This is a genomic window from Marinobacterium marisflavi (genome assembly GCF_982447095.1).
Window position 1 is genome coordinate 2,766,619 of sequence record NZ_OZ457898.1, and the last position, 24,687, is coordinate 2,791,305.

A 24,687-nucleotide genomic window follows, 5' to 3' on the forward strand; every position below is an offset into this window, starting at 1 on the left:
CCTTTCTCCGTGCTACTGATGAACAGTTCCTTGTAGTAACGGCACAAAGCGTACCGACTCAACAATCTGTGTATCAAAACCTGTCTGTGATCGACGCTCTATACGCATCAATCGTTGCTCATCCCCACCCACGGGAATCACCATCACACCGCCAATCGCCAGCTGCTGTTTAAGCTCTTCAGGCACAGCCTCAGGCGCTGCAGTTACCATAATCGCATCGAAAGGGCCCTTCATCGGCAGCCCCATGCCACCATCCGTGTGGTAAAGCTCAACGTTATTGAGCTGTAGCAGTGAGAGCCGCTCTGCCGCTCGCTGCTGCAAGGGCAAAATACGCTCGACACTAAACACTTGCTGACACAAAAGCGCCAACACCGCTGTTTGGTAACCCGAACCGGTACCGACCTCAAGTACACGGTCACGAGCACCCTGAGCCAACAACAGCTCGGTCATCTTCGCAACGATATAGGGCTGGGAGATGGTTTGGTTGAAGCCTATCGGCAGCGCCGTATCCTCGTAGGCTTTGTGCGACAGCGCCTCATCAATAAACAGATGCCTTGGCGTCTCTGCCATCACTTCGAGCACGGCCTCATCTCGTACGCCCTGTTCGCGTAGTCGGGCGATCAGGCGGTCACGCGTGCGCTTGGAAGTCATGCCAATACCTTGGCGAATTACATCATTCACTGGCACCGGACTCCATCCAACGAGTCAGACTCGCCAAACTACTGTGATTCGTCATATCGATCTGCAACGGGGTAATCGACGCATAACCGTTAGCGACAGCATGAAAGTCGGTTCCTTCACCCGCATCAGCCGCTTTACCAACAGCCGCTATCCAGTAACGCTCTTTACCCCGGGGGTCCAGCACACAGAGTGGCGGCTCGCCGGCAAAACGATGACCCAAACGAGCGACCTGCACACCCTTGAGCTGGTCAAACGGTATATCCGGCACATTTACATTCAGTACGGTACGCGCTGGCACATCCAGACTATCGAGTTGTGTCAGCAATTGAGAGACCACACGCGCAGCCGTTTGATAGTTCCGTGGGTGGAAATCAACCGTGGAGACAGCGATCGCCGGCAAACTTAGATGACGCCCCTCCATTGCAGCGGCGACAGTACCGGAGTAGATGACATCATCTCCCAAATTGGCGCCAGCATTTATCCCCGAAACAACAATATCCGGGACTACACCCTCAGTAAAAGCTCCCGAGACGCCTAAATGCACACAATCTGTCGGTGTACCGTTTACTCCCAGAAATCCACTGGAGTGCTTGATCGCTTCTAGAGGCCTATCCAGCGTCAAAGAGTTGCTGGCAGCACTGCGATTACGATCAGGTGCAATGACGGTGCAGTGATGGCCGGCGGCCATCAACTCCTTTGCCAACACCGCTAATCCGGGGGCGTAAACACCATCATCGTTTGATATTAAGATATTCATCAGTTCGAACTTCAATATTGCTTCGGTACGGCGGGTTCTCAGCTAGTCTCTACGACCAATGACACAGTTCCCGTAGTATGCTCGTGGCAAAACTACCGGATGGCAGTGAAAACTCCAGCTCCCATTCTCCTTCAGCAGCCTGATTCAACTCAAGCCCTTGAGGCACCAAGAGTGCAGCGCGCCGCTCTTGCCTCAGGCCCAGTTCTTCCAACTGCTGACAGATGTCTGAATAAACCGACATCTGCTGCTGCTCAAATTCGCGTGCGCTAGACTGCGAATAGAGCTCACCACGTCCCCAGAGCGGTGCACTCAACACCTGTTCACGCTGAGTAAAACTATGTTGCTGCGCTTCGTTATCTGCGTCCCACAACTGGCAGCGCTGAGTATAGGGCTCTATCAGTACATCACCCTCCAGCAGATTGTCCCACAGACCCTCTCTGAGACGCGCCGCCAACAGTTTATTAAACAACTGCGAACGCACCGCTGAGATATATAGACCGCGCTTCACCCGCTGGCGCTCTTCTAACTCACCGTTGAGCATCGCTAAACCGGAGATTAGGTTATTACCCTGCTGACCAAAGCGCTGCTCACCAAAGTAGTTCGGTACACCTTGACGGATCAGTTCAGCACGCTTAGCAAGGTCGGCGTCGTCGGTGACTGAGCGAATTCGAAGCTTGAAACGATTCCCGCGCAGGTTCCCCAATTTGATCTTACGCCGGTGCTTGTTCTGCTTCAGCACCTGAATGGTGTCACCACCAAACATCGACCAATTCAGCAGTTTACGTTTGCCCGGCAGGTGCACACTGAACCACTGTTCGGTAACTGCGTGTCGATCCTTCTTGCCGGCATAGGCTACATCTCGCGGACTTACCTGAGCGAAGTTAGCTAGCTGACGTGCGACCCAATCGGTATTCTCGCCGGTTTTGCGAATGTAGAGATAGTGATGCTCACCTTCCCCCTCTGGCTCATACCCTAGGTCCTCCTGCACGATAAAATCCGCAGGCTCGACACGTATCTGCCCACGGCTCTTCGGCTCACCGAAGAGCCAGGGCAGCGTCATATCCAGAAAATCAGTCACGTTTGGGCTCCTGTTCTGGAATCACCTGGAAGAAGGTCTCACCCTCCCCAATCATCCCCATCTCTGACCGAGCGCGCTCTTCGAGTGCTGATAAACCCTTTTTCAAATCTTGAACCTCAGCCTCAAGACGACGGTTACGCTCCAGCAGGTCCTGATTAATGCGCTTCTGTTCGGCTATATCTTCCTTCACCTGCCAAACATCGGGCAGGCTGGGCTCACCAAACCAGAGTCGGTACTGCAAAACGAGCAGCAGCAGAATCAAAATGCTCCAAATCCAGCGCACGCGTCACTCCATCATCTAGCAAACAAAAAAGGGGCTAACGCCCCTTTTTTAACACATCTCAGACTTACGCCTGACCTTTAATTTCTGAACGACCCTTGTAGGCCGCTGCAGCACCGAGCTCTTCCTCGATACGGATCAGACGGTTGTACTTAGCAACACGGTCTGAGCGACAGAGCGAACCGGTTTTGATCTGGCCTGCGGCTGTACCCACAGCAAGATCTGCGATGGTGGTATCTTCAGTCTCACCTGAACGGTGCGAGATAACAGCTGTAAATCCAGCATCCTGAGCCATCTTAATCGCATCCAGAGTTTCAGACAGTGAGCCGATCTGGTTGAACTTGATCAGGATAGAGTTACCAATGCCCTGCTCAATACCGCGGGTCAGAATCTTAGTGTTAGTTACAAACAGGTCGTCACCAACCAACTGCACCTTGTCACCGATCTTCTTCGTCAGACTTGCCCAACCTTCCCAATCAGACTCATCCAGACCATCTTCGATAGAGACGATCGGGTAGTTCTCTGAAAGAGCCGCCAAGTAATCACCGAAGCCTTCAGAGTCGAATACTTTGCCTTCACCTGAGAGGTCGTACTTGCCATCTTTGTAAAACTCAGATGCTGCACAGTCCAGCGCGAGAGTTACATTGGTACCGAGCTCGTAGCCCGCATTGGCAACCGCTTCACGGATAACAACAAGTGCCTCTTCATTCGAAGCCAGGTTAGGTGCAAAACCGCCTTCATCACCAACAGCGGTGTTCAAACCACGCGCTTTGAGCACCGCTTTGAGTGCGTGGAAGATCTCCGCACCACAACGCAGGGCCTCGGCAAAGCTCTGGGCACCTACCGGCTGCACCATGAACTCCTGGATATCAACGTTGTTATCAGCGTGCTCACCACCGTTGAGGATGTTCATCATCGGCACAGGCATAGAGTAGCGACCTGGAGTACCGTTGATCTCAGCAATGTGCTGGTAAAGTGGGATGTTTTTCGCTGCCGCCGCTGCTTTAGCTGCTGCTAGTGAAACCGCTAGAATCGCGTTAGCACCGAGATTCGCTTTGTTCTCTGTACCATCCAGCTCAAGCATCTTGTTATCAAGCGCGCGCTGGTCTGTTGCGTCCATACCGATCAGCGCATCACGGATAACACCGTTCACCGCACCCACCGCTTTTAGAACACCCTTGCCGAGGTAACGGCTTTTATCACCGTCACGCAGCTCAAGTGCTTCACGTGAACCTGTTGATGCGCCAGATGGAGCACAAGCGGTACCGAAGAAACCCCCTTCGAGGGTAACGTCCGCTTCTACCGTAGGGTTACCACGAGAATCGAGGACTTCGCGCCCTTTGATCTCTACAATTTTTGACATTGAGTAAACTCTCCTAAATTAGCTTTTCGCCTGCTCGGCGATAGCAGCTTCAATGAAACCTTTAAAGAGGCCGTGACCATCGCGCGGAGTTGAAGTGAACTCCGGATGGAACTGACAGGCAACAAACCAAGGGTGATCTTTCACTTCGACCACTTCGACAAGTTCGCCATCAGTCGAGCGTCCCGAGATAACTAGACCTGCGGCCTCGAGCTGCTCAATGTAGTTATTATTTACTTCGTAACGGTGACGGTGACGTTCGTTGACCTCTGTCTTACCGTACGCCTCGGCTACTTTCGAGCCCGGCTTGAGGTGAGAGATCTGTGCGCCCAGACGCATAGTACCGCCTAGATCAGATGCATCATCACGAACTTCAACTTCACCCGTATGATCAATCCACTCAGTAATCAGGCCGATAACCGGATGTTTGGTGCCTTGATCAAACTCTGTTGAGGTTGCCCCCTCAAGCCCAGCCACATGACGGGCGAACTCGATCACAGCAACCTGCATACCTAGGCAGATACCCAGATATGGAACTTTGTTCTCACGCGCAAAACGAACCGCGGAGATCTTACCCTCAACACCGCGCTCACCAAATCCACCTGGGACTAGAATAGCGCTGTAACCTTTGAGGATATCGACACCTTCACGTTCAACACGCTCGCTGTCGATGTAATCAATCTTAACTTTTTTACGCAGTGCAATGCCGGCATGAGAGATCGCTTCGATCAGCGATTTGTATGCATCCAGCAGCTCCATGTATTTACCCACCATGGCGATCTGCACTTCACCCTCTGGATTAAGGAAGGCGTCAGCCACAGATTCCCATTCAGAGAGATCTGCTTTGGGACAATCTAGTCGGAAACGGTCGACAACGATCTCATCCAGACCCTGAGCTTCGAGCATCGCCGGAATCTTGTAGATGGTGTTCGCATCGGGCAGCGAGATAACCGCACGCTCTTCAACGTTGGTGAACATCGATAGTTTGCGCGCTGAAGACTCTGGCATGAGTGTCTCCGAGCGACAAACTAAGATATCAGGCTGAATACCGATCGAGCGCAGCTCTTTAACCGAGTGCTGTGCCGGTTTAGTCTTCGTCTCACCCGCTGTCGAGATGTAAGGTACCAGTACCAGGTGCATGAACAGCGCACGATTCGAGCCGAGCTCAACCTTCAACTGTCGTACCGCCTCGAGGAACGGTAGGGATTCAATATCACCCACGGTGCCACCGATCTCACAGAGCGCGATATCAGCATCACCTGCGCCCTCAATCACTCGACGTTTGATCTCATCAGTGATGTGCGGGATAACCTGTACAGTTCCACCGAGGTAGTCACCGCGACGCTCTTTCTTCAAAACATGCTGATAGACTCGGCCTGTTGTGAAGTTATTGCGCTTGCTCATCGTCGTGCGGATAAACCGCTCATAGTGGCCCAGATCGAGGTCAGTCTCTGCGCCATCCTCGGTCACAAACACTTCACCGTGCTGGAATGGGCTCATGGTGCCCGGGTCTACGTTGATGTAGGGGTCCAGCTTTAGCATGGTGACTTTAAGGCCGCGAGCCTCAAGAATAGCCGCAAGTGATGCGGATGCGATGCCTTTGCCCAATGAGGACACAACACCGCCGGTGACGAAGATATAACGCGTCATGCAGAACCTGTAAGGTTAAAGTTTCGGGGGAGTTTTCACACTCGAGATGGGAGTGCAGTCTACCAAAAGCTCGCCAATCTCACAATTCTCAACAACGCCAATTTAGCGCCAAACCGCCCTGAACCCACCAGGCTTCAGAACTCCAGTACCCAACAACTGAGATGATTTCACCTTCAACCTCCAGCAGCGGCCAAGAATCGCGTAACCAGGGGGGTATCTTATTGGCATTCATGAATTTTTTAACGCTTTGTGTGCCACCGGGTAGTTTCACAATATCGCCCTCTTGGCGAGGACGCAGCAGGACTTTAAGTCCTGAGGGGAGTCCCCGAGAGGCAATTGAGCCTACAAGCTCACCACTGGAGAGCTGTTGAGCACCCTCTTGCAACACCAGTTCGAGCTTGTGTTGTAACTCAACAGGCCGAGAGACCCAAAGCTGCTGTTGATACCAGTGCACATGCGAACCGGCGATTTTCCAGCACCCAGTACTCGACGTTTTGAGTTGAGTGATCAGATCCTCCAGCTGGTTACGGCTAGCCAGAGGCAAATCCTGAGAACGTAACCAGTGAAATACCAGGTTATTCAGGCGTAGGTCGCGACTCTTACCTCGAAGCAGCTCGGGATTCACTGCAAGTGGGTTTTGAAACGCTCCGCCTGCATCCAGCTCAGCCAACTCTGCGTTCAACTGCGCGGCATCGGCACAACTCTGTGCGGTGGTCGCTAATTTCTCGCTCCAGTCCGGCCAGCGCTGGCTCAGCTGCGCAGCTAAAATCGCGCGAATCCAGTTACGCAGGTAAGTGGTTTGCCTATTAGAGGGGTCATCAATCCACTTGAGACCTGATTCTGCAGCCACGGCTTCAAGTTGCGTGCGGGTGCGAGTAAGCAACGGCCGCACAAGCGTACCTTTTGCCAACGGACGTGAAGGAGCCATCGCCGATAGCCCTTGAACCCCCGCGCCACGGAACAGCCGCATCAAAAAGGTCTCCGCTTGGTCATTTTGATGGTGTCCAAGCAGAAGGAGATCACCCTGCCCGAGATACTGTTCAAACACAGTGTAGCGCGCATTGCGAGCATCCTCTTCAGAGGCGGAATCAGGGCTTACCGAAACCGCCTGAAACTCGACATTCAACTGCGCAGCTACAGAGCGGCAATGTTCGACCCAATCGGCGGAGTCGACCTGCAGATTGTGATTAATGTGTAGCGCATGAAGCAGCGAGCTGGGATGAGTATCAGGGACCATTTGGCTCGCCAGCCAAAGAAGTGCGGTAGAGTCTAATCCACCGCTAAAACCGACCCAGATTGTGCCGGCTTTAGGGTGTTGCAACAGAAGCTGTCGCAGTGCTTCTTGCGTCTCTGCGACAGCTGTAGCGATCATTCGCGACCGATTGCTCCGTAGGAGATTACACGCTCGTAGCGACGTTCCAGAAGGTCATCAGTTTCTAGCGGTTTAAGCGTATCCAATACCTCTTTGATCTGCTGCTTTAGGTTTGCAGCCATCAGAGCAGGATCACGGTGCGCACCACCGAGCGGTTCAGACACGATACGATCAACCAGACCCAGTTCATACAGACGCTCGGACGTAATACCCATCGCCTTAGCAGCATCTGAAGCACGTTCCGCACTCTTCCACAGGATTGATGCACAACCCTCTGGAGAAATAACCGAGTAAGTAGAGTACTGTAGCATCAGCAGCTCATCACAGACGCCAATGGCCAGCGCTCCACCAGATCCCCCCTCACCGATAACGGTCGCGATGATCGGGGTTTTAAGTTGAGACATCTTAGCTAGGTTGAAAGCGATCGCTTCAGACTGACCACGCTCTTCGGCATCGATACCAGGGTAGGCCCCGGGTGTATCGATGAAGGTCAATACTGGCATATTGAAACGCTCAGCCATCTCCATAACGCGCAGCGCCTTGCGGTAACCTTCAGGACGCGGCATACCGAAGTTACGACGAACTTTCTCTTTCACTTCGCGACCTTTCTGATGGCCGATGATTGCAACCGGCTGCCCATCCAAGCGCGCAATACCACACACAATCGCCTGGTCATCAGCAAAATGACGATCACCGTGAATCTCTTCGAACTCGTCAAAAATCATACGGATGTAATCGAGGGTGTATGGACGCTGAGGATGACGCGCCAATTGCGAGATCTGCCATGCAGTGAGATCAGAGAAGATCGACTGCGTCAGGGTTTTGCTTTTCTCCTGCAGACGAGAAACCTCTTCTGACAGGTTTAGATCAGCGTTATCTTCGCCGACGTGGCGGAGTTCGTTGATCTTGGATTCGAGATCAGCAATCGGCTGTTCGAACTCTAGGTAATTCGGATTCATACTAGCTACTTCTGTTTGAGCTATGGGTAATGGGGCCAGATTCTACCGTTTGAGCGCCTCAGAAACCAGAGGATGAGACGCTTTAACTCGCGTACTCAAGCGAGACGGCCGGATTTCCAAACTGCTCTTTGAGCGCCAATATCAGCTCATCTTTAGGGTTTACAGCCCACTGCTCGCTTAACTTCAAGCGCCCCCGCGCCGCGTCACAACTATAAACCAACTCAATCGAGACACCCTGCTGTATCGGCCTGTACTGCGCTAGCGTCTCGGAGAGGCGCTTCAGATCACGCGGTTTGAGCTGTTCATCCTTGCAGCTAATAACCAGTTTTTCAGCATAGCGAGTGCGCGCCTCGGCGACGCTCAAGACAGATTGCCCACGCACCTTCAGACCGCCATTGTAGTCATCTTGAGCCACTTCACCTTCTACCACGATCACCTGATCCTTTGTGATCATGCGTCGAGCGTTCTCGTAGGCTTCGCCAAACAAGGTCACATCGATGCGCGCTGAGCGGTCATCCAGCGTGACGAAACAGAGCGTCTCTCCACGCTTGGTTTTCTTCAGCCGCATATCGACGATCAAACCAGCCATCTTCTGGGAGCGGCCTCGCGCAGGCTGTAACTCAACCAGCTTGCGGCTGACAAAGTTACGCAGCTCCTTCTCATACTCATCGATTGGATGCCCAGTAACGTAAAGACCAAGGGTATCTTTCTCCCCACCCAAGCGCTCTTTGTCACTCCACTCGCGCGCATTGAGATACTGCTGATAAGGGTTTGCGTGCTCCGGTTCAGGTTCGCCACCAAAGAGGTCGAACATACCTGCATCCTGATTGCGCGCATCCTGATCCGCCGACTGCAACGCAGCTCCAATAGAGGCCCAAAGCACTGCTCGATTAGGTCCGAGCTTATCCAGCGCACCCGACTTCACTAACGACTCGAGTACACGTTTATTCAGGCGCTTCGTGCCCACGCGCTTACAGAAGTCGAACAGATCAATAAACGGCCCCTCTTTACGCGCCTCAACGATCCCCTCAACCGGGCCTTCGCCCACACCTTTAACAGCACCGAGACCGTAAACCACCTGATTGCTCGGACTCACTGTGAACTTAAACTCCGACAGGTTCACATCGGGTAGCAGTACCTCCAGTTTCATCTGACGGCACTCCTCGATGAAGATCACCACCTTGTCGGTATTCTGCATATCTGAGGACATAACCGCCGCCATAAAAGGCGCGGGGTAGTAGGTTTTCAGCCAAGCCGTCTGATAGGAGACCAATGCATAGGCGGCAGAGTGCGACTTATTGAAGCCGTAACCGGCAAACTTCTCCACCAGGTCAAAAATATTACCGGCGAGCTTCTCATCGATGCCCTGAGCATTGGAGCCCTCGATAAAGAGGTGGCGCTGCTTCGCCATCTCTTCAGGTTTCTTCTTCCCCATCGCACGGCGCAGCATATCCGCACCGCCCAGTGTATAACCGGCCATCACCTGAGCGATCTGCATAACCTGCTCTTGATAGAGGATGATGCCGTAGGTTGGCTCCAAAACAGGCTGCAGTGAATCGAGCTGATAATCGGGATGCGGCCAAGCCATCTCAGCGCGGCCATGCTTACGGTTAATAAAGTCATCCACCATGCCGGACTGGAGCGGACCCGGACGGAACAGCGCTACCAGTGCGACGATATCCTCAAAGCGTGACGGCAGCAGACGACGGATTAGATCCTTCATACCGCTGGACTCAAGCTGAAATACTGCAGTGGTTTCGGCGCGTTTCAACAGCTCGTAGACCTTCTGGTCCTCAAGATTAATCGCTTCGATAACAACCGGCTCTTCACCCTGTTCAGCTTTGACCTTGTTGATCGTCTCGAGAGCCCAATCGATGATGGTCAGTGTACGCAGACCCAAGAAGTCGAACTTAACCAAGCCCGCCTCTTCAACATCGTTCTTATCAAACTGGGTAACCAGGCCATGACCTTCGGAATCACAGTAGGTGGCGGAGAAATCTGTCAGCTTAGTTGGCGCAATAACCACACCACCAGCGTGTTTACCTACGCCTCGGGTTACACCCTCTAGCTTGTAGGCCATCTCCATGATCTCTTGCGCCTCTTCGCTGCTCTCAACGAATTCACGCAGCTGCTCCTCCTGCTCCCAGGCTTTCGAGAGCGTCATACCCACTTCGAATGGAATCAGCTTGGAGAGCCGGTCAGCCAAACCAAAGGCTTTGCCCTGCACACGCGCCACATCTCGCACCACCGCCTTGGCGGCCATAGTACCGAAAGTGATGATCTGCGATACCGCATCGCGCCCATAGGTCTGTGCCACGTAGTCGATAACCCGGTCGCGGTTATCCATACAAAAGTCGATATCGAAGTCGGGCATCGAGACACGCTCTGGGTTCAGAAAGCGTTCGAACAGCAGGTCGTACTCAAGCGGATCGAGATCGGTAATCTTCAGCACATAAGCGACCAGTGAACCGGCACCGGAACCACGCCCTGGACCGACCGGAATGCCGTTATCCTTACCCCATTGGATGAAGTCCATTACGATCAGGAAGTAACCGGGGAAACCCATCTGAATTATGATGTCGAGCTCGAACTCTAGACGCTCATCATAAGGTTTACGCTTCTCTTCAAAATCGGCCGCCGATCGGTCTAACAGAAAATCGAGACGCTCCTCTAGACCCTGCTTTGAGACATGACGGAAGTAGTCATCCATCAACACGCCATCAGGTATCGGGAAGCGCGGTAGATAGTAGGTACCTAACTCAATCTCAATATTACAGCGCTGCGCTATCGCAACGGTGTTTGCGAGTGCAGAGGGCAGGTCGCTAAACAGCTCAGCCATCTCCTCAGCGGAGCGGAAATACTGCTGTTCGGAGTAGTCGCGTGGTCGAGAAGGGTCTTCAAGCGTACGGCTCTGGTTAATACAGACACGCGCTTCGTGCGCCTCGAAGTCATCCGCTTTGATAAACATCACTTCGTTGGTCGCGACAATCGGACAGTTCGCTTTACGAGCGAGCTCTACGGTTTTGTGTAACAGAGTCTCTTCATCCGGACGGCCAGTACGCTGAACCTCGAGGTAGAAGCTATTGGGAAAGAGTGCCATCCACTGATGTAGACAGGTTTCAGTCTCTGGATGCTGACCGAGCAGCATGCGCCCCAGCTCACCGCGACGACCACCGGAGAGCGCAATCAGACCCTCAGCCTTCTCAGCGATCCAACTCTTGTAGATCAGTGCACGTTCAAGATCGATATTCTGACCTTCGGCATAGGCGCGCGAGACCAGCTCCATCAGATTACGATAGCCCTGCCCCGTGCGGACAAGCAGGGTCAATTGGAAAGGTGGTAGATCCGTGTTGTCATCATCGACCACAAAAAAATCGACACCGCAAATTGGCTTAACACCGGCTCCCAACGCCGCTTTATAGAACTTAACTAGCGCGTAGAAGTTGGTCTGATCAGTCAAACCGACAGCCGGCATGCCATTATTCGCAGCCGCTTTCACAAGCTCTTTAACACGAACTAGGCCGTCAACCAGGGAGAACTCTGAGTGCACTCTTAAATGAACAAACTGTGCCTCGGACATTAATCCTGATCCTCAAGTAGACGTTTAACGGGGCCAAATGAACGACGATATTGTGGCAGAACTCCATGCTGCTGCAATAGCTTCATGTGCTCAGCGGTGGGATAGCCCTTATGCTTAGCAAAGCCGTACTCCGGGTGCGCTCTATCCAACTCAACCATCTGCTGATCGCGATAGACCTTGGCGATTATTGAGGCAGCACCAATCTCTGGCACTTTGGCATCCCCTTTAACGATCGCCTCAACACTAACTCCAAGTTTCGGGCAGCGATTACCATCCACCTTAACATGATCAGGCTGGGGATTTAGCCCCTCCACCGAACGCTGCATCGCTAGCATACTGGCATGCAAGATATTGATCTCATCAATCTCTTGCGGTGACGCGCTTGCAATACACCAAGCAAGCGCCTTCTCTTTAATCTCTTCAGCTAACTGCTCGCGACGTTTCTCGGAGAGTTTCTTAGAGTCAGTCAGCCCCGCGATCGGGTTCTCAGGATCTAGAATCACTGCAGCTGCAACCACCTCACCGACCAATGGGCCACGACCCACCTCATCAACACCCGCAATCAGGCCTGTGGGCGCGAAGTCGAGAGCTTGGGGCCTCATAGCTTGGCTCTCTTTTTCAGCAGCGCTATAACCGCCTCCGCTGCACGATCGTCAGCATTCAACCTCAGCCTTTCAGCCTGTTGTCCAAAATGTTCCTGCAAATAGTGACGATAAGCTCGATCGTCCAGAGTACGCATTATCAGCGGTCCTAGAACCTCTGCTTTCACACGATCCTGAAAAACTTCAGGGACCAGAGCGTCGTTAGCCATAAGATTGGGTAGCGCCACATAGGGTGTGCGCAAAAGACGCGAGATAATTGCGTAGGTCAGCCCCGCCATCCGATAGGCAACAACCATTGGCGTGCGACAGAGCATAGCCTCTAATGTGGCCGTGCCCGAGGCGATAAGTACGGCGTCGCTCGCCACTAGTGCTTTATGCGACTGACCCTGAATCAACGAAACTTTCAAAGTTTCACCGCGCTGCGCCAATAGCTCGGAGAGCTGTTGAAAACGCGCTTCGTTAGCAGCAGGTAAAACAAACTGAAGTTCGGAGCGGCGCTGTTTCAACCATATTGCTGTATCGAGAAAGTCAGGCGCAAGCTTGCCCACCTCAGAACCACGACTCCCCGGCATCAAACAGACAACCGGACGTTTGGGGTCCAACCCCAGTTGCGTGCGCGCGGATAGCTGATCGATATCTGGCGGTAGCTGAGTAGCCAATGGGTGGCCGATAAACTGAGCATCTACAGGGGTAGAATCGTAGAATTTTGCCTCGAAAGGGAGAAAGCAGAGCATGGTATCGACCGCTTTCACAATCTTCTGCAGACGCTTTTCACGCCAGGCCCAGACGGAGGGACTCACATAGTGAACGGTGGGAATACCCGCCTCTTTTAAGCGACGCTCCAGACCTATATTAAAGTCTGGTGCATCCACACCTATAAAGAGGTCTGGAGGATCGCTGAGCCAACCTGTTACCAGCCCTTTGCGACGTTTCAGCAGTTCTGGCAAACGCTTGAGGACCTCAACCAGCCCCATGACCGAGAGACGCTCCATCGGGAAGATCGAGAGCAAACCTTCGGCCTGCATACGACGCCCACCTACACCCTCAAACTGGATATCGGGGTAGTCCCTTTTGAGCTTCGCCATCAAGCCGGAAGCGAGAATATCCCCCGACTCCTCTCCAGCCACAATGGCGATACGCAATGCACTCATAAAGGGAGAATTAGCGGATAATACCGCGACTCGAAACCTGCAGGGAGTCGATCATTGGCTGCACCTCAGCTTCCGACTCGACCAATTCAGACAGCCGAGCTAAGGCGTCGGCAAGTGTAAGGTTCTGGCGGTAGATCGCTTTGTAAGCCTGTTTAAGGGTACGGATCGTTTCCGCTGAGAAACCACGACGCTTTAGGCCTTCGGCGTTAATGCCGTGCGGCTTGGCTGGATTACCTGTAGCTAGGGTATAAGCGGGAATATCTTGCAATACCACAGTACCCGCACCACACATCACGTGAGCGCCGATCTTGCAGAACTGGTGCACTGCGGTGAAACCGCCGAGGATGGTATGATCACCAACATGCACATGGCCAGCGCAAGCAGCGTTATTGGCCAGAATGACATGGTCACCGATATGACAGTCGTGAGCAACGTGCACATAAGCCATCAGCAGGTTGTGGCTCCCCACCCGGGTTATACCCTCATCCTGAACGGTGCCGCGATGTATAGTGACACCCTCGCGAATGACGTTGTTGTCGCCAATCTCCAGCCGAGTTGGCTCGCCGGCGTACTTCTTGTCCTGGCACTCTTCGCCCACAGTCGCAAATTGGAAAATGCGATTATTGGCACCAATTTTTGTCGGCCCTTTAATAACCACATGGGACTCGATGCGCGTACCCGCACCAATCTCCACATCTGGGCCGATCAACGTCCAAGGGCCGACGACAACGTCGTCAGCCAGTTTTGCAGATGGATCAACAATTGCCTGGGGGTGAATCAAACTCACACCTTCCTATCAGCACAGAGGATAGTCGCAGAGCTGACTGCGCTGCCTTCAACCGTTGCTTTAACTTCGAACTTCCAGATCCCGCGCTTTTCAGACAGCACCTTCGCCTCTAATTGTAGACGATCACCCGGCACTACAGGGCGCTTGAAGCGCAGATTATCAGCGCCAACGAAATAGTAAATAGAACCGTCCTGAGGTGTTTTATCCATAGTTTTAAAACCAAGGATACCAGCAGCCTGCGCCATCGCTTCCACAATCAGTACACCGGGCATTACAGGGTGATCAGGGAAGTGGCCATTAAAAAACGGCTCATTCACCGTTACGTTTTTGTACGCCACAATCGATTCGCCTGGAGTAAGCTCTACCACGCGATCCACCAACAGAAAGGGGTATCGGTGCGGTAGGTAATTGCGAATCTCGTTTACATCCATCATCTTTCTTTAGCCTTTTTCGGCGAGCTTCTTCACGAGCTCTTGGAGTTCTAATATCCGTTTATGCATCTCGTCCAGTTGACGAAACCTGACTGCATTGCGTTTCCATTGGCGGTGCGGTTCGATCGCGGTGCCTGAGGAGTAGGCACCCGGCTCATTGATGGAGCGACTAACCAGCGACATCGCAGTCACATGAGTACCATCAGCAATCTCAAGATGGCCGGTAATACCACTCATACCTGCGATAGTACACCGCTTGCCGATGCGAGTGCTACCGGCAATAGCGCAACCGCCGGCGATCGCCGTATGCTCACCAATCACAACGTTGTGAGCAATTTGAATCTGGTTGTCGAGTTTGACCCCGTTCTCGATCCGAGTATCCTCAAGTGCACCACGGTCAATCGTGGTGCATGCACCTATCTCAACATCATCACCGATCACTACAGAGCCGAGCTGGGCGATCTTCTGCCAACCCTGTGAAGAGGGAGCAAAACCAAAACCGTCCGCCCCAATTACAGCACCCGAATGGATAATGCAGCGTTCTCCAATTTTGACGTTGTAACCAATAGATACATTTGCTGCGATCTGCGTTCCGTTACCGACCGACGCATTGCTACCAACTACCGCATTAGCGCCAATAACCGCATGCTCTCCAACCCAAGCACCCGCTTCGATAACCGCTCCGGCAGCAATACTTGCACTGCTCGACACAATCGCTGTAGGCGCGATGCAGGCTTGTTTGGAGATACCCTCTTGCGTTGAAGCAGAGATGAACAGCTGACTAATTTTCGCGTAGGCCAGATAAGGATCATTAACAGCAATGGCCCGCTGTGGCGCTAGACTGGTCATTTCAGGTCTAAGCAGCACAACTGCGGCTTGGGAGGACTCAAGTTCGTTCTGATACCGGTTATTTGAGAGGAAACTGATTTGGCTGCTGGTAGCCTTTTTAAGCGTCGCTATACCGGTAATGGTGCAGTCCCCGCCCACTAACTCGCCCTGAACTAGTTCAGCAAGATAGGTGGCCGTGTAGGATAGAGCAGTCATAGTATTAAAGGGCGTTTAAACGCTTTACGACCTCTGGCGTAATATCAACCCCAGCTTCCATGTAGATGGTAGACTGGCGATTGAGAATCACTGAGATATCGCGCTCTTCGATAAGCTGGCGAATGATAGCATCGAGCTTTGGGCGCATCTGCGCGATAAATTCCTGCTCACGCTGAGCACGCTTCTGCTGCAACGCTTGTGCCTGTTGCTGAAACTGCTGATACACCTTTTTAAACTGAAGCTGGGCGCGTTGGGCGTCTTCACCGGACGCGGACTGCGCCTTGGCCTGCAACTCTCTGGCCTGCTCTTCCAACTCTCTGACAGAGCTCTCTGCTGAAGCGGTTTCGCTCACAAGCTTTTCACGAAAAGCGATTGCCGCATCGGATGCCAACAACGCCTCTTGGGCACCAAGAGCAACCACGCTACCGGCAGCAGTGACAGTGCTAAGTGATAAAGCACAGAGAAATAGGGCGAAACGATGCAGCCTAGCACTCATTAGAATGTGCGACCCAAGGCGAACTGGATGGCATCAGTGACATCGCCCGATTGTTCGTTCAGCGCCTGCGCGTAGGATACCGAGAGCGGACCGATAGCGGTCAACCAGCTCAAGCCGACACCCGCGGACATACGCAGATCGCCAAGCTCGATATTTTCGCTACAGTTTACCAGCCCAGTACCACATTCACGTGCATAGACGTTACCGGCATCAATGAAAGCAGTGGTGCGCAGATCTGAATTATCCTCTAAGAAAGGAACCGGAAAGATTAGTTCAACCGCGCCAGTTAGAAGAATATCCCCACCGATAATGTCATCAGTTACTCCATCGCGCGGACCCAGGCTGTTATTGCCGTAACCGCGAACGGTCGACAGGCCTCCTGCAAAGAAGTTTTTAAAGAAGGGATATGGGTTACTATCAAGAGTATCGGCATAACCGGCACGAGTTTTGAAGCCGAGCACCCAAGTCTCATCTACGTTAAGCGGTTGATAGTAACGCCCATCGTAAGTCGCTTTGTAGTAGCTAAGATCACCCCCCGGGACAGCGATGGCCAAATCCACACGCTGTGAACGCCCCTTGGTTGGGAAAAATCGACTATTAAGATCGTTGTAGCGCCAGCCCAAATTAAGCTGGTAGGTCAAATACTCTTCTTGAGAGCCGCTAACGAAACTGCTGATAGTCGATGGAATGGCCACACCTGAATTCAGAGCTACTTCAGTAGTATCGAGACCTAATGAAGCCGAAACACGTTGGAACTGATCAATCGGGTACCCAAAAGCGATCGAACCGCCCAACTCATTAGTGTTGTAGTTTGAGACATCGTCCTCTTGGAAATCGCGCTCACGGTAGTAGACATCAAATCCACGGCTTACGCCGTCAAGTGTGTAGTAAGGGTCGGTAAAGTTGAGACTTAGCTCCTGCAACACACTAGAGTTACTCACTGCGATACCGAAGCTGTTACCGGTACCGAGGAAGTTGTCCTGCTGGAGACCCAAATCAAACAGCGCGCCAGCTGAGTCGGAGAAGCCGATACCTGCGGAGAACTGGCCAAGGGCCTGCTCTTGGACATCAATCAGAACATCTACTTGGTCATCTGTACCGGCGACTGGCTGGGTTTTGATGTTGATAGACGAGAAGTAGCCCATGCGGTCCAGCTTCTCTTTCGCTCGGTCGATTAGGTCAGCCTTAGCGAGCGCACCCTCCATTTGGGGAATTTCACGTCGAATAACCTCGTCAGCAGTGGTGGAGTTGCCGCGGATCTCGATTCTACGAACATAAGTCACCTTGCCGGGCTCGACAAAGATTGTGATCGCAACTTCGTTATCACTAACAAACTCAGGCGTAGCATTCAGCTTGCCGCCTAGGTAACCTGCATCGCCCAAAGCTTTCTGCATATTATCTATAATGCGAGTCAAAGCTTTACGTGAATACAAATCGCCTGGCTGAGCTGTAATCGCCTCGCGCAGTGCAGTATCTGCCACACCGGTCTCACCCGCCAGTTTGATCTCAGATAGGGTGTAGGGCGCGCCTTCAGTGAGGTTAATGTTGATGTAAACCTGCTTCTGGTCTGGGCTTATCGAGACATCAGTCGAGTTAATTTCAAACTTGATGTAGCCGCGATCTAGGTAGAACGATCGCAGACGTTCAATGTCTGCGCTCACACGCTCACGTGCGTATTTATCGTTATCGGTCCAAAATGACCACATGTTAGTCAAACCGGTATCGAACAGATCGAGCAGCTCATCATCGGTGAAGTTTTTGTTACCGATAATGTTGACCTGTTTTACGATCGCCGTCTTACCCTCTTTGATGTCGATATTCAGGGCGACACGGTTACCTTCAACCTCCTCTACCTCTGTATCGATCGTAGCGGTATAACGACCTGCGGCGTTGTAAACTTTGAGCAATTCAAGGCGAATTTGGTCTAGAGAGGCACGACGAAAGATATCACCCTCCTCCACACCACCATTTTTCAGAGCATCACGCAGTTGCTCCTCTTTGATCAAGTCATTACCTTCGATTCGGATAAGCGAAACAGACGGGCGCTCAACAAGACGCAAGACAAGTACATCACCCTCATCACGCAACAGCTGTACGTCATCAAAGTAACCCGTTTCAAACAGGTCGCGGGTGGCATCGTTTAGGCGCTGATCATCGACCTGATTACCACGACTGATTGGAAAATTGCGGAACACGATACCGGGCTCAACTTGCTGCAGGCCCTCGATACGGATGTCTGAAACGGTGAAATTCGCTGCTTGAACCACCCCTGCCCAGAGGGCCAGTACCGCTGCAACTATATTTAAGCTTTTCATCGCTTTCAAAGATCCTTAATTATTCAATTTCACAGGCGTGCAATGTCGTTGATCATCGCTAACGCCATCAAACTAAACAGAAGCGCCATACCGACTCTCAGACCAAACGCCTGAACGCGCTCGCTGACGGGCTTGCCCCGTACCACTTCAACGAAGTAGTAAACCAGATGCCCACCGTCCAACATCGGAATTGGCAAGAGGTTCAACACACCAAGGCTGACACTTAAATAGGCGAGAAAACTGATGAATGACTCAAGCCCAGAAGCCGCCGAGGCCCCCGCCACTTTAGCAATGGTTATCGGGCCGCTCAAGTTATTTAGCGAGATCACCCCGACGATCATTTTCCTAATAGAATCAAGGGTCAAACTCACCATCTGTACAGTTTTATTAAATCCGCTAACCAGAGCCTCTACCGGGCCTTGTTGCAGGTCAACTAAATGATCTTCAGGCCAAGTGTAGGGCTGAACTCCCGCACCGATAAAACCCACAACCGAACCGTCGCTCAATGTCCGACTCCCCGGAGTGATCCTAAGGGTCAATTCTGACGAGTCGCGCAAAATCGTAAAATCCAATGCAGAGTTGGCAGATGCCTGAATCACACCAACCAGATCCATCCAGTCGGCAATTGGCGCACCGCCCACCGCAACAACTTTGTCCCCCACACGCAAACCACTCGCTTGTGCAGCAGCATCGGGCGTTATCTGGCCAATCACCGGCTCAATAAGAGGCTGCCAAGGTTGCAGGCCAAAGGCTCGCAGCGGCGACTCGCTCTCCAGATCTACACGCCATCCTTGCAGTGGTACCGAGTAGTTTTTCAACCAACCACTGTCAGGCTGACCGGCTCTGAGTTCAAGCACTCCCTCATCACCGATACGGGCAGCGAGCGCTAAATTTACCTCTTCCCACGAACGAACCGCGCGGCCATCAATTTCGGTGAGTACAAGCTCCGACTGAAGTCCAGCCTGCTCGGCTAGCGATGCCGGCTCAACAACACCGATAGTCGGTTTTACGACGGTGACGCCCCAGACAAACAGAAACCAGTAAGCTAAAACAGCAAAAATGAGGTTAACCAGAGGGCCTGCAGCGACAATCGCGATTCGCTGCATAACCGGCTTATTGTTAAACGCTTGTTGGCGCAGCGCTTCGGGCACATCGCCCTCTCGCTCATCCAACATGCGAACATAGCCACCAAGAGGAATAGAAGCCACCGCATACTCAGTGCCATCTCTGCCCACACGCATCCAGATAGGTTTGCCGAATCCGACCGAGAAACGCAGAACTTTAACGCCGCAGCGTCGAGCCACCCAGAAGTGTCCCCACTCATGGATTGTGACCAAGATACCCAGAGTAACGAGCGTCGCTAGAAGGGTTTGGATTAAGTCCATCTTTTACCTAGAAAATCTGCATCCAATATTGTCCGAGCAGAAAAATTGGGGCAGCGGCCGTCAGACTATCAATGCGATCCAGAATCCCACCATGTCCCGGCAAAATACGACCACTGTCTTTAATTCCCCGCTCGCGCTTAAACATCGACTCAAACAAATCGCCAAGCACCGAAACCATGCCGGTGACGAGCGCCAGTAGAAGCAGCGCTAAGGTCGCTCCGGCAGATAACTTCGCTGAGATCGCAAAGCCGATAGCAACCATTACGCAGACAGAGAGCCCGCCGAGCACCCCCTCACGAGTTTTACCTGGGCTTACTTTTGGAATGAGCTTGTTGCGGCCAAAGCGCTTGCCGGCAAAATAGGCACCAATATCTGCACCCCAAACCAACAAAAATAGCATGAAAATCAGTAGATTACCCTGTGGGTGCGCTTTCATACCCACCATTGCGACCCAAGCTGGAATCAACACTAGGTAGCCTATAAAGATCTTTGTCGCGGTCTGTTCTATGCCTTTGGTTTGCGGATAACGCCCAACACGACTCAATGCAAACCACCAAAAGACAAAAGCAGCCATTAGGATTGGCACCTCAACAAAGGCGAGCAGAATATGTGTACTAACAAGCAATAGTGCAAGACTGGCGACGTAGAGCCAACGGTGCGTGCGGCGATGCAGCGCTAGATTAGACCACTCCCAGCCACCAATCAGCACAAGCAGCCCCATCAGGATCGAAAATGGCAACAGCGGAAGCAGAAATACTGCTGCCAGCGCGAGTGGTGCCAGTATCAGGGCTGTCATCAAGCGTTCTTTAAACATGCTCGGCTGCCACCTGCTCGCTGGTACGACCGAAGCGTCGCTCTCGCGTTTGAAAATCTTGTAAGGCATCCAGCATCTGTTGATAGCCAAAGTCTGGCCAGTAGAGTGGGCTAAAATAGAGTTCGGTGTAGGCAAACTGCCAGATTAGGAAATTACTGATGCGTTGCTCACCGCCAGTACGGATACAGAGGTCCGGCAGAGGTTGATCAGCAAGACTCACCTCTAGCCCCAAACGCTCGGCCGTAAGCTCCTCGAGTTTCATTTCGCCGGCAGCGACTTGCGCCGCAAGAGTGCGAGCGGCACGCGCGATATCCCACTGACCGCCGTAGTTAGCGGCAATATTCAGGCAGAGACCGGTGCAATCTTGCGTCAGCGCTTCACCTATGGCAATTCGCTTCTGCAGCCCCTCACTAAATCCACTCTTATCACCGATCACCTGCAGACGAATGTTGTTCTTCGCCAGCTTCTTCACCTCACGATCCAGCGCCCAGGCGAACAGGTCCATCAGACCGTTTACCTCATCTTCCGGACGACGCCAATTCTCACTCGAGAATGCGAACAGCGTAAGAGACTCCACACCCGATTCGGCGCAAGCTTTGATAACAGCGCGCACGCTCTCAGCACCCGCCTTGTGCCCCGCCAGACTGGGAAGTCTGCGCTCTTTAGCCCAACGGTTGTTACCATCCATGATAATGGCAACGTGCTTGGGCATTGGGCGAAGCTTAGCCTTGTTATCAGTTGTTGTGTCGGCCATCAATATTGTCCTACTGCACCCCTCTACGAAAAGAGCGCCACCATCAACAGACGAAGCGCTCTGCAGGGTGCGATGGAGATTAGATCTCCATTAGATCCTTCTCTTTTTGTGACAGTAGGCTCTCAACCTCGGCAACATGTTTGTCCGTTGCTTTCTGCGTTAGATCTTCGCCGCGACGCGAGTCATCTTCGGAGATCTCTTTCTCTTTCAGCAGGTCTTTAATGCTGCTGTTAGCGTCACGGCGCACGTTGCGAATAGCAATACGTGCATTCTCTGCCTCTTGGCGAGCTTGGCGAATGTAACCCTTACGTGTCTCTTCGGTCAGCGCCGGCATTGGTACACGAATCACGTTACCAGCTGTGGATGGGTTGAGACCCAGATCAGACTTCATGATCGCCTTTTCGATAGCTGGAACCATTGGCTGTTCCCAAGGAATAATCGACAGCGTACGCGCATCTTCAACCGTTACGTTAGCAACCTGATTAATCGGCATCATCGAGCCGTAGTAATCAACCTGCACACTATCTAGAATCGCTGGTGTTGCACGGCCGGTACGAATTTTCTTGAACTGCTCAATCAGCGATTCAGCACTTTTAGCCATACGCTCATCCGCGTCGCGGACAATCTCATCAATCATCTTACTCTCCAGTCGGCTTGCCGCTGTCTATCAGCGTACCCTCATCGCCACCACCAACAACATTAACCAGTGCACCGTGTTTGTTCATATTGAATACACGGACCGGCATATCGTGGTCACGAGTGAGGCAGATCGCCGTCATGTCCATGACGCCGAGTTGTTTTTCAATAACCTCATCAAAGCTCAAACGGTCATAACGCACTGCCGAGGAGTCCTTCATCGGATCCGCCGTGTAAACACCGTCTACCTTAGTCGCTTTGAGTACGACATCTGCATCTATCTCGATACCACGAAGACAAGCTGCAGAGTCAGTTGTAAAGAAGGGGTTGCCTGTACCAGCTGAGAAGATCACAACATCTCCCTGGTTTAGGTAACGCATCGCGTTGCGACGATCATAGTGATCAACCACTCCGCTCATTGGAATCGCAGACATAACACGCGTTGCGATATTGCAGCGCTCAAGTGCGTCACGCATCGCAAGTGCGTTCATAACCGTTGCCAGCATACCCATATGATCGCCCGTAACACGATCTAGGCCCGCCGCGCTCAGGGCTGCGCCCCTGAACAGGTTACCACCACCAATCACAATACCGACCTGAACGCCGATACCGACCAACTGGCCAATCTCCAGCGCCATTCTATCCAGAACCTTCGGATCGATACCGAAGTTCTCTTCACCCATCAGCGCTTCACCGCTGAGTTTTAGCAAAATACGCTTGTATTTGGAGCTAGGTTTGGCAGCAGGCATAGGACCTCCGGGAAAGGCAGAATCGAGTGGTGTCTAACTTATATCGAAAGCGCGCGGCCCCGCAAGTCATTGCAGGACCGCGACAGCAGAATTAGCCGTTGAGCTGCTCTGCAACTTCCTGTGCGAAGTCTTTAACTTCAACTTCGATACCTTCGCCTACTTCCAGACGGGTAAAGCCGTTGATGTCAGCACCAGCATCTTTAATCAGCTTGCCAACTGTGAGCTCTGGGTTCTTAACGAACGCCTGCTCAACCAGGCTGTTCTCAGCCAGGAACTTCTTAACACGACCCACAGCCATCTTTTCTTTGATTTCCTGCGGTTTACCTTCCATATCAGGCTGAGCCATGATGATCTCCTTCTCGCGATCAAGCTCGTCCTGTGGCATATCTTCTGGCTTACATACACGTGGGTTCTGTGCAGTTACGTGCATTGCAACGTCACGTGCCAGCTCCGCTTCACCGCCAGTCAGAGAGACCAGAGTTGCGATACGGTTGTTGCTGTGAACGTAAGCATCAACGTTTGCGCCTTCCACTACCACGACACGGCGAACAGAGATGTTTTCACCGATCTTCTGTACAAGTGCTTCACGAGCAGATTCAAGATCGCCTGCCATCAGCGCAGCAACGTCAGCCTGCTTATCAGCGAAAGCTTTAGCCAGAACAGTGTCAACGAAACCAAGGAAGTTGTCGTCGCGTGCAACGAAGTCAGTTTCAGAGTTAACTTCTACAACGACAGCGTAGCTGTTGTCGTCTGCAACTTTGACGCGAACAACGCCGTCAGCCGCTGTGCGGCTCGCTTTCTTAGCAGCTTTCAGACCTGACGCTTTACGCAGATCATCAATCGCTTTTTCGATGTCGCCTTCAGCTTCAACCAGTGCTTTTTTGCACTCCATCATGCCAAGACCGGTGCGCTCGCGCAGCTCCTTAACCATTGATGCAGAGATGTTTGCCATTTCGCAATCCTCTATATTCTTTAAGAACTTAATTCAGACTTAAAAAAGGGGAGCCTGGCTCCCCTTCTCGTAAACTTACCATCCGAAGATGAAGCTTTTACTGCGCTTACTCAGCTGCAGCCTGCTCGTCTACTTCAACGAAGTCGCTCTTCGCGCCAGCGTTTGCATCGCTGCCTTCTACACATGCATCAGCAACAGACTGAGCGTAGATCTGGATAGCGCGCAGCGCATCGTCGTTACCTGGGATAACGTAATCGATGCCGTCTGGGTTAGAGTTGGTATCAACGATACCGATTACTGGAATGCCCAGCTTGTTTGCTTCGTTAATAGCGATGCGCTCGTGATCAACGTCGATTACGAACAGTGCGTCAGGCAGACCGCCCATATCCTTAATACCGCCGATAGATAGCTCAAGCTTCTCCATCTCGCGACGACGCATCAGCGCTTCTTTCTTGGTCAGCTTTTCAAACGTACCGTCTTGAGCCTGAGCTTCAAGATCACGCAGACGACGGATAGACTGACGGATAGTTTTGTAGTTGGTCAGCATACCACCCAACCAACGGTGGTTTACGTAAGGCATACCTGCACGGCTTGCTTCTTCTTTAACCACTTTCGCAGCAGCACGCTTAGTGCCCACGAACAGAACCTTGTTCTTGTTCGATGCCATGTTTTTAACGACTGCCAGAGCGTCGTTCATAGCAGGCAGAGTGTGCTCGAGGTTGATGATATGAATCTTGTTGCGAGCGCCGAAGATGAATTTCGACATTTTCGGGTTCCAGTAACGAGTCTGGTGACCGAAGTGAACACCTGCTTTGAGCAGGTCACGCATGCTGACTTTTGCCATTTTTGAACTT

Annotated in this window: 23 protein-coding genes; all 23 read right to left on the minus strand. The window is 52.4% G+C overall.

From position 1 onward, the window contains the following. Positions 1-12 precede the first annotated feature (12 nt). The 23 genes from AC1WNR_RS13645 to rpsB all read right to left on the minus strand — a co-directional run bounded on the left by AC1WNR_RS13645 (position 13) and on the right by rpsB (position 24,677). A complete protein-coding gene (locus AC1WNR_RS13645) occupies positions 13-651 on the minus strand; it encodes a protein-L-isoaspartate(D-aspartate) O-methyltransferase (RefSeq protein ID WP_481645397.1) in 639 nt (212 codons plus the stop codon). A 22-nt stretch (positions 652-673) separates the two neighbouring features. Continuing rightward, positions 674-1,438 (minus strand): 5'/3'-nucleotidase SurE, encoded by a 765-nt coding sequence (gene surE / locus AC1WNR_RS13650; RefSeq protein ID WP_481645040.1) that lies wholly within the window; start codon positions 1,436-1,438, stop codon positions 674-676. 49 nt (positions 1,439-1,487) lie between these two features. Beyond that, positions 1,488-2,516 carry a tRNA pseudouridine(13) synthase TruD gene (truD, locus tag AC1WNR_RS13655; protein ID WP_481645041.1) on the minus strand — a complete coding sequence of 343 codons (1,029 nt, stop codon included), beginning with the start codon at positions 2,514-2,516 and terminating at the stop codon, positions 1,488-1,490. Then, positions 2,509-2,799, minus strand: coding sequence for a cell division protein FtsB (gene ftsB / locus AC1WNR_RS13660; protein ID WP_481645042.1), 291 nt, complete (start codon positions 2,797-2,799; stop codon positions 2,509-2,511). Before ftsB ends, truD begins: the two co-directional genes overlap by 8 nt. A gap of 64 nt (positions 2,800-2,863) precedes the next feature. Further along, on the minus strand, positions 2,864-4,159 hold the full coding sequence (gene eno, locus AC1WNR_RS13665) for a phosphopyruvate hydratase (protein ID WP_481645043.1): 1,296 nt from the start codon (positions 4,157-4,159) through the stop codon (positions 2,864-2,866). A gap of 18 nt (positions 4,160-4,177) precedes the next feature. Next, positions 4,178-5,806: a CTP synthase gene (locus AC1WNR_RS13670; RefSeq protein WP_481645044.1), complete on the minus strand. Its 1,629-nt coding sequence runs from the start codon at positions 5,804-5,806 to the stop codon at positions 4,178-4,180. An 88-nt stretch (positions 5,807-5,894) separates the two neighbouring features. Continuing rightward, the gene (gene tilS / locus AC1WNR_RS13675) at positions 5,895-7,178 is read right to left on the minus strand and encodes a tRNA lysidine(34) synthetase TilS (protein WP_481645045.1); all 1,284 of its coding nucleotides are present in this window, start codon (positions 7,176-7,178) and stop codon (positions 5,895-5,897) included. Continuing rightward, positions 7,175-8,137 (minus strand): acetyl-CoA carboxylase carboxyl transferase subunit alpha, encoded by a 963-nt coding sequence (accA, locus tag AC1WNR_RS13680; protein ID WP_481645046.1) that lies wholly within the window; start codon positions 8,135-8,137, stop codon positions 7,175-7,177. The genes tilS and accA overlap by 4 nt, the downstream gene beginning before the upstream one ends. An 82-nt stretch (positions 8,138-8,219) precedes the next feature. Next, the gene (dnaE, locus tag AC1WNR_RS13685; protein WP_481645047.1) at positions 8,220-11,717 is read right to left on the minus strand and encodes a DNA polymerase III subunit alpha; all 3,498 of its coding nucleotides are present in this window, start codon (positions 11,715-11,717) and stop codon (positions 8,220-8,222) included. Then, positions 11,717-12,319: a ribonuclease HII gene (gene rnhB, locus AC1WNR_RS13690; protein ID WP_481645048.1), complete on the minus strand. Its 603-nt coding sequence runs from the start codon at positions 12,317-12,319 to the stop codon at positions 11,717-11,719. Before rnhB ends, dnaE begins: the two co-directional genes overlap by 1 nt. After that, on the minus strand, positions 12,316-13,470 hold the full coding sequence (lpxB, locus tag AC1WNR_RS13695) for a lipid-A-disaccharide synthase (RefSeq protein ID WP_481645049.1): 1,155 nt from the start codon (positions 13,468-13,470) through the stop codon (positions 12,316-12,318). Before lpxB ends, rnhB begins: the two co-directional genes overlap by 4 nt. Positions 13,471-13,480: 10 nt before the next feature. Continuing rightward, on the minus strand, positions 13,481-14,251 hold the full coding sequence (gene lpxA, locus AC1WNR_RS13700; protein WP_481645050.1) for an acyl-ACP--UDP-N-acetylglucosamine O-acyltransferase: 771 nt from the start codon (positions 14,249-14,251) through the stop codon (positions 13,481-13,483). Between the two features lie 2 nt (positions 14,252-14,253). Beyond that, positions 14,254-14,691, minus strand: coding sequence for a 3-hydroxyacyl-ACP dehydratase FabZ (gene fabZ, locus AC1WNR_RS13705; protein ID WP_481645051.1), 438 nt, complete (start codon positions 14,689-14,691; stop codon positions 14,254-14,256). Positions 14,692-14,697: 6 nt separating this feature from the next. Next, complete coding sequence (gene lpxD, locus AC1WNR_RS13710) at positions 14,698-15,732, minus strand: UDP-3-O-(3-hydroxymyristoyl)glucosamine N-acyltransferase (RefSeq protein ID WP_481645052.1); 1,035 nt, start codon at positions 15,730-15,732, stop codon at positions 14,698-14,700. Positions 15,733-15,736: 4 nt separating this feature from the next. Continuing rightward, entirely contained in the window at positions 15,737-16,228 is a 492-nt protein-coding gene (locus AC1WNR_RS13715) for an OmpH/Skp family outer membrane protein (protein ID WP_481645053.1), read from the minus strand. Continuing rightward, positions 16,228-18,543, minus strand: coding sequence for an outer membrane protein assembly factor BamA (gene bamA / locus AC1WNR_RS13720; RefSeq protein ID WP_481645054.1), 2,316 nt, complete (start codon positions 18,541-18,543; stop codon positions 16,228-16,230). Before bamA ends, AC1WNR_RS13715 begins: the two co-directional genes overlap by 1 nt. A 29-nt stretch (positions 18,544-18,572) precedes the next feature. Then, positions 18,573-19,928: a sigma E protease regulator RseP gene (rseP, locus tag AC1WNR_RS13725; RefSeq protein ID WP_481645055.1), complete on the minus strand. Its 1,356-nt coding sequence runs from the start codon at positions 19,926-19,928 to the stop codon at positions 18,573-18,575. 7 nt (positions 19,929-19,935) lie between these two features. Further along, positions 19,936-20,742 (minus strand): phosphatidate cytidylyltransferase, encoded by an 807-nt coding sequence (locus AC1WNR_RS13730; protein ID WP_481645056.1) that lies wholly within the window; start codon positions 20,740-20,742, stop codon positions 19,936-19,938. Then, positions 20,735-21,496, minus strand: coding sequence for a polyprenyl diphosphate synthase (gene uppS, locus AC1WNR_RS13735; RefSeq protein ID WP_481645057.1), 762 nt, complete (start codon positions 21,494-21,496; stop codon positions 20,735-20,737). The genes AC1WNR_RS13730 and uppS overlap by 8 nt, the downstream gene beginning before the upstream one ends. Before the next feature lie 79 nt (positions 21,497-21,575). Then, positions 21,576-22,133 (minus strand): ribosome recycling factor, encoded by a 558-nt coding sequence (gene frr / locus AC1WNR_RS13740; RefSeq protein ID WP_481645058.1) that lies wholly within the window; start codon positions 22,131-22,133, stop codon positions 21,576-21,578. Position 22,134: 1 nt separating this feature from the next. Further along, complete coding sequence (pyrH, locus tag AC1WNR_RS13745) at positions 22,135-22,881, minus strand: UMP kinase (RefSeq protein WP_481645059.1); 747 nt, start codon at positions 22,879-22,881, stop codon at positions 22,135-22,137. Between the two features lie 91 nt (positions 22,882-22,972). Next, positions 22,973-23,833: a translation elongation factor Ts gene (tsf, locus tag AC1WNR_RS13750; protein WP_481645060.1), complete on the minus strand. Its 861-nt coding sequence runs from the start codon at positions 23,831-23,833 to the stop codon at positions 22,973-22,975. A gap of 106 nt (positions 23,834-23,939) precedes the next feature. Then, positions 23,940-24,677, minus strand: coding sequence for a 30S ribosomal protein S2 (gene rpsB, locus AC1WNR_RS13755; RefSeq protein WP_481645061.1), 738 nt, complete (start codon positions 24,675-24,677; stop codon positions 23,940-23,942). Positions 24,678-24,687: the final 10 nt, after the last annotated feature.

Coding starts and splice junctions, on each gene's coding strand:
- dnaE (WP_481645047.1), bottom strand. CDS start 11,717: ATGTCCGAGGCACAGTTTGTTCATTTAAGAGTGCACTCAGAGTTCTCC.
- lpxD (WP_481645052.1), bottom strand. CDS start 15,732: ATGACTGCTCTATCCTACACGGCCACCTATCTTGCTGAACTAGTTCAG.
- pyrH (WP_481645059.1), bottom strand. CDS start 22,881: ATGCCTGCTGCCAAACCTAGCTCCAAATACAAGCGTATTTTGCTAAAA.
- lpxB (WP_481645049.1), bottom strand. CDS start 13,470: ATGAGTGCATTGCGTATCGCCATTGTGGCTGGAGAGGAGTCGGGGGAT.
- fabZ (WP_481645051.1), bottom strand. CDS start 14,691: ATGATGGATGTAAACGAGATTCGCAATTACCTACCGCACCGATACCCC.
- surE (WP_481645040.1), bottom strand. CDS start 1,438: ATGAATATCTTAATATCAAACGATGATGGTGTTTACGCCCCCGGATTA.
- rseP (WP_481645055.1), bottom strand. CDS start 19,928: ATGGACTTAATCCAAACCCTTCTAGCGACGCTCGTTACTCTGGGTATC.
- AC1WNR_RS13645 (WP_481645397.1), bottom strand. CDS start 651: ATGACTTCCAAGCGCACGCGTGACCGCCTGATCGCCCGACTACGCGAA.
- eno (WP_481645043.1), bottom strand. CDS start 4,159: ATGTCAAAAATTGTAGAGATCAAAGGGCGCGAAGTCCTCGATTCTCGT.
- frr (WP_481645058.1), bottom strand. CDS start 22,133: ATGATTGATGAGATTGTCCGCGACGCGGATGAGCGTATGGCTAAAAGT.
- uppS (WP_481645057.1), bottom strand. CDS start 21,496: ATGGCCGACACAACAACTGATAACAAGGCTAAGCTTCGCCCAATGCCC.
- tsf (WP_481645060.1), bottom strand. CDS start 23,833: ATGGCAAACATCTCTGCATCAATGGTTAAGGAGCTGCGCGAGCGCACC.
- tilS (WP_481645045.1), bottom strand. CDS start 7,178: ATGATCGCTACAGCTGTCGCAGAGACGCAAGAAGCACTGCGACAGCTT.
- AC1WNR_RS13715 (WP_481645053.1), bottom strand. CDS start 16,228: ATGAGTGCTAGGCTGCATCGTTTCGCCCTATTTCTCTGTGCTTTATCA.
- bamA (WP_481645054.1), bottom strand. CDS start 18,543: ATGAAAAGCTTAAATATAGTTGCAGCGGTACTGGCCCTCTGGGCAGGG.
- accA (WP_481645046.1), bottom strand. CDS start 8,137: ATGAATCCGAATTACCTAGAGTTCGAACAGCCGATTGCTGATCTCGAA.
- rnhB (WP_481645048.1), bottom strand. CDS start 12,319: ATGAGGCCCCAAGCTCTCGACTTCGCGCCCACAGGCCTGATTGCGGGT.
- AC1WNR_RS13670 (WP_481645044.1), bottom strand. CDS start 5,806: ATGACGCGTTATATCTTCGTCACCGGCGGTGTTGTGTCCTCATTGGGC.
- AC1WNR_RS13730 (WP_481645056.1), bottom strand. CDS start 20,742: ATGTTTAAAGAACGCTTGATGACAGCCCTGATACTGGCACCACTCGCG.
- rpsB (WP_481645061.1), bottom strand. CDS start 24,677: ATGGCAAAAGTCAGCATGCGTGACCTGCTCAAAGCAGGTGTTCACTTC.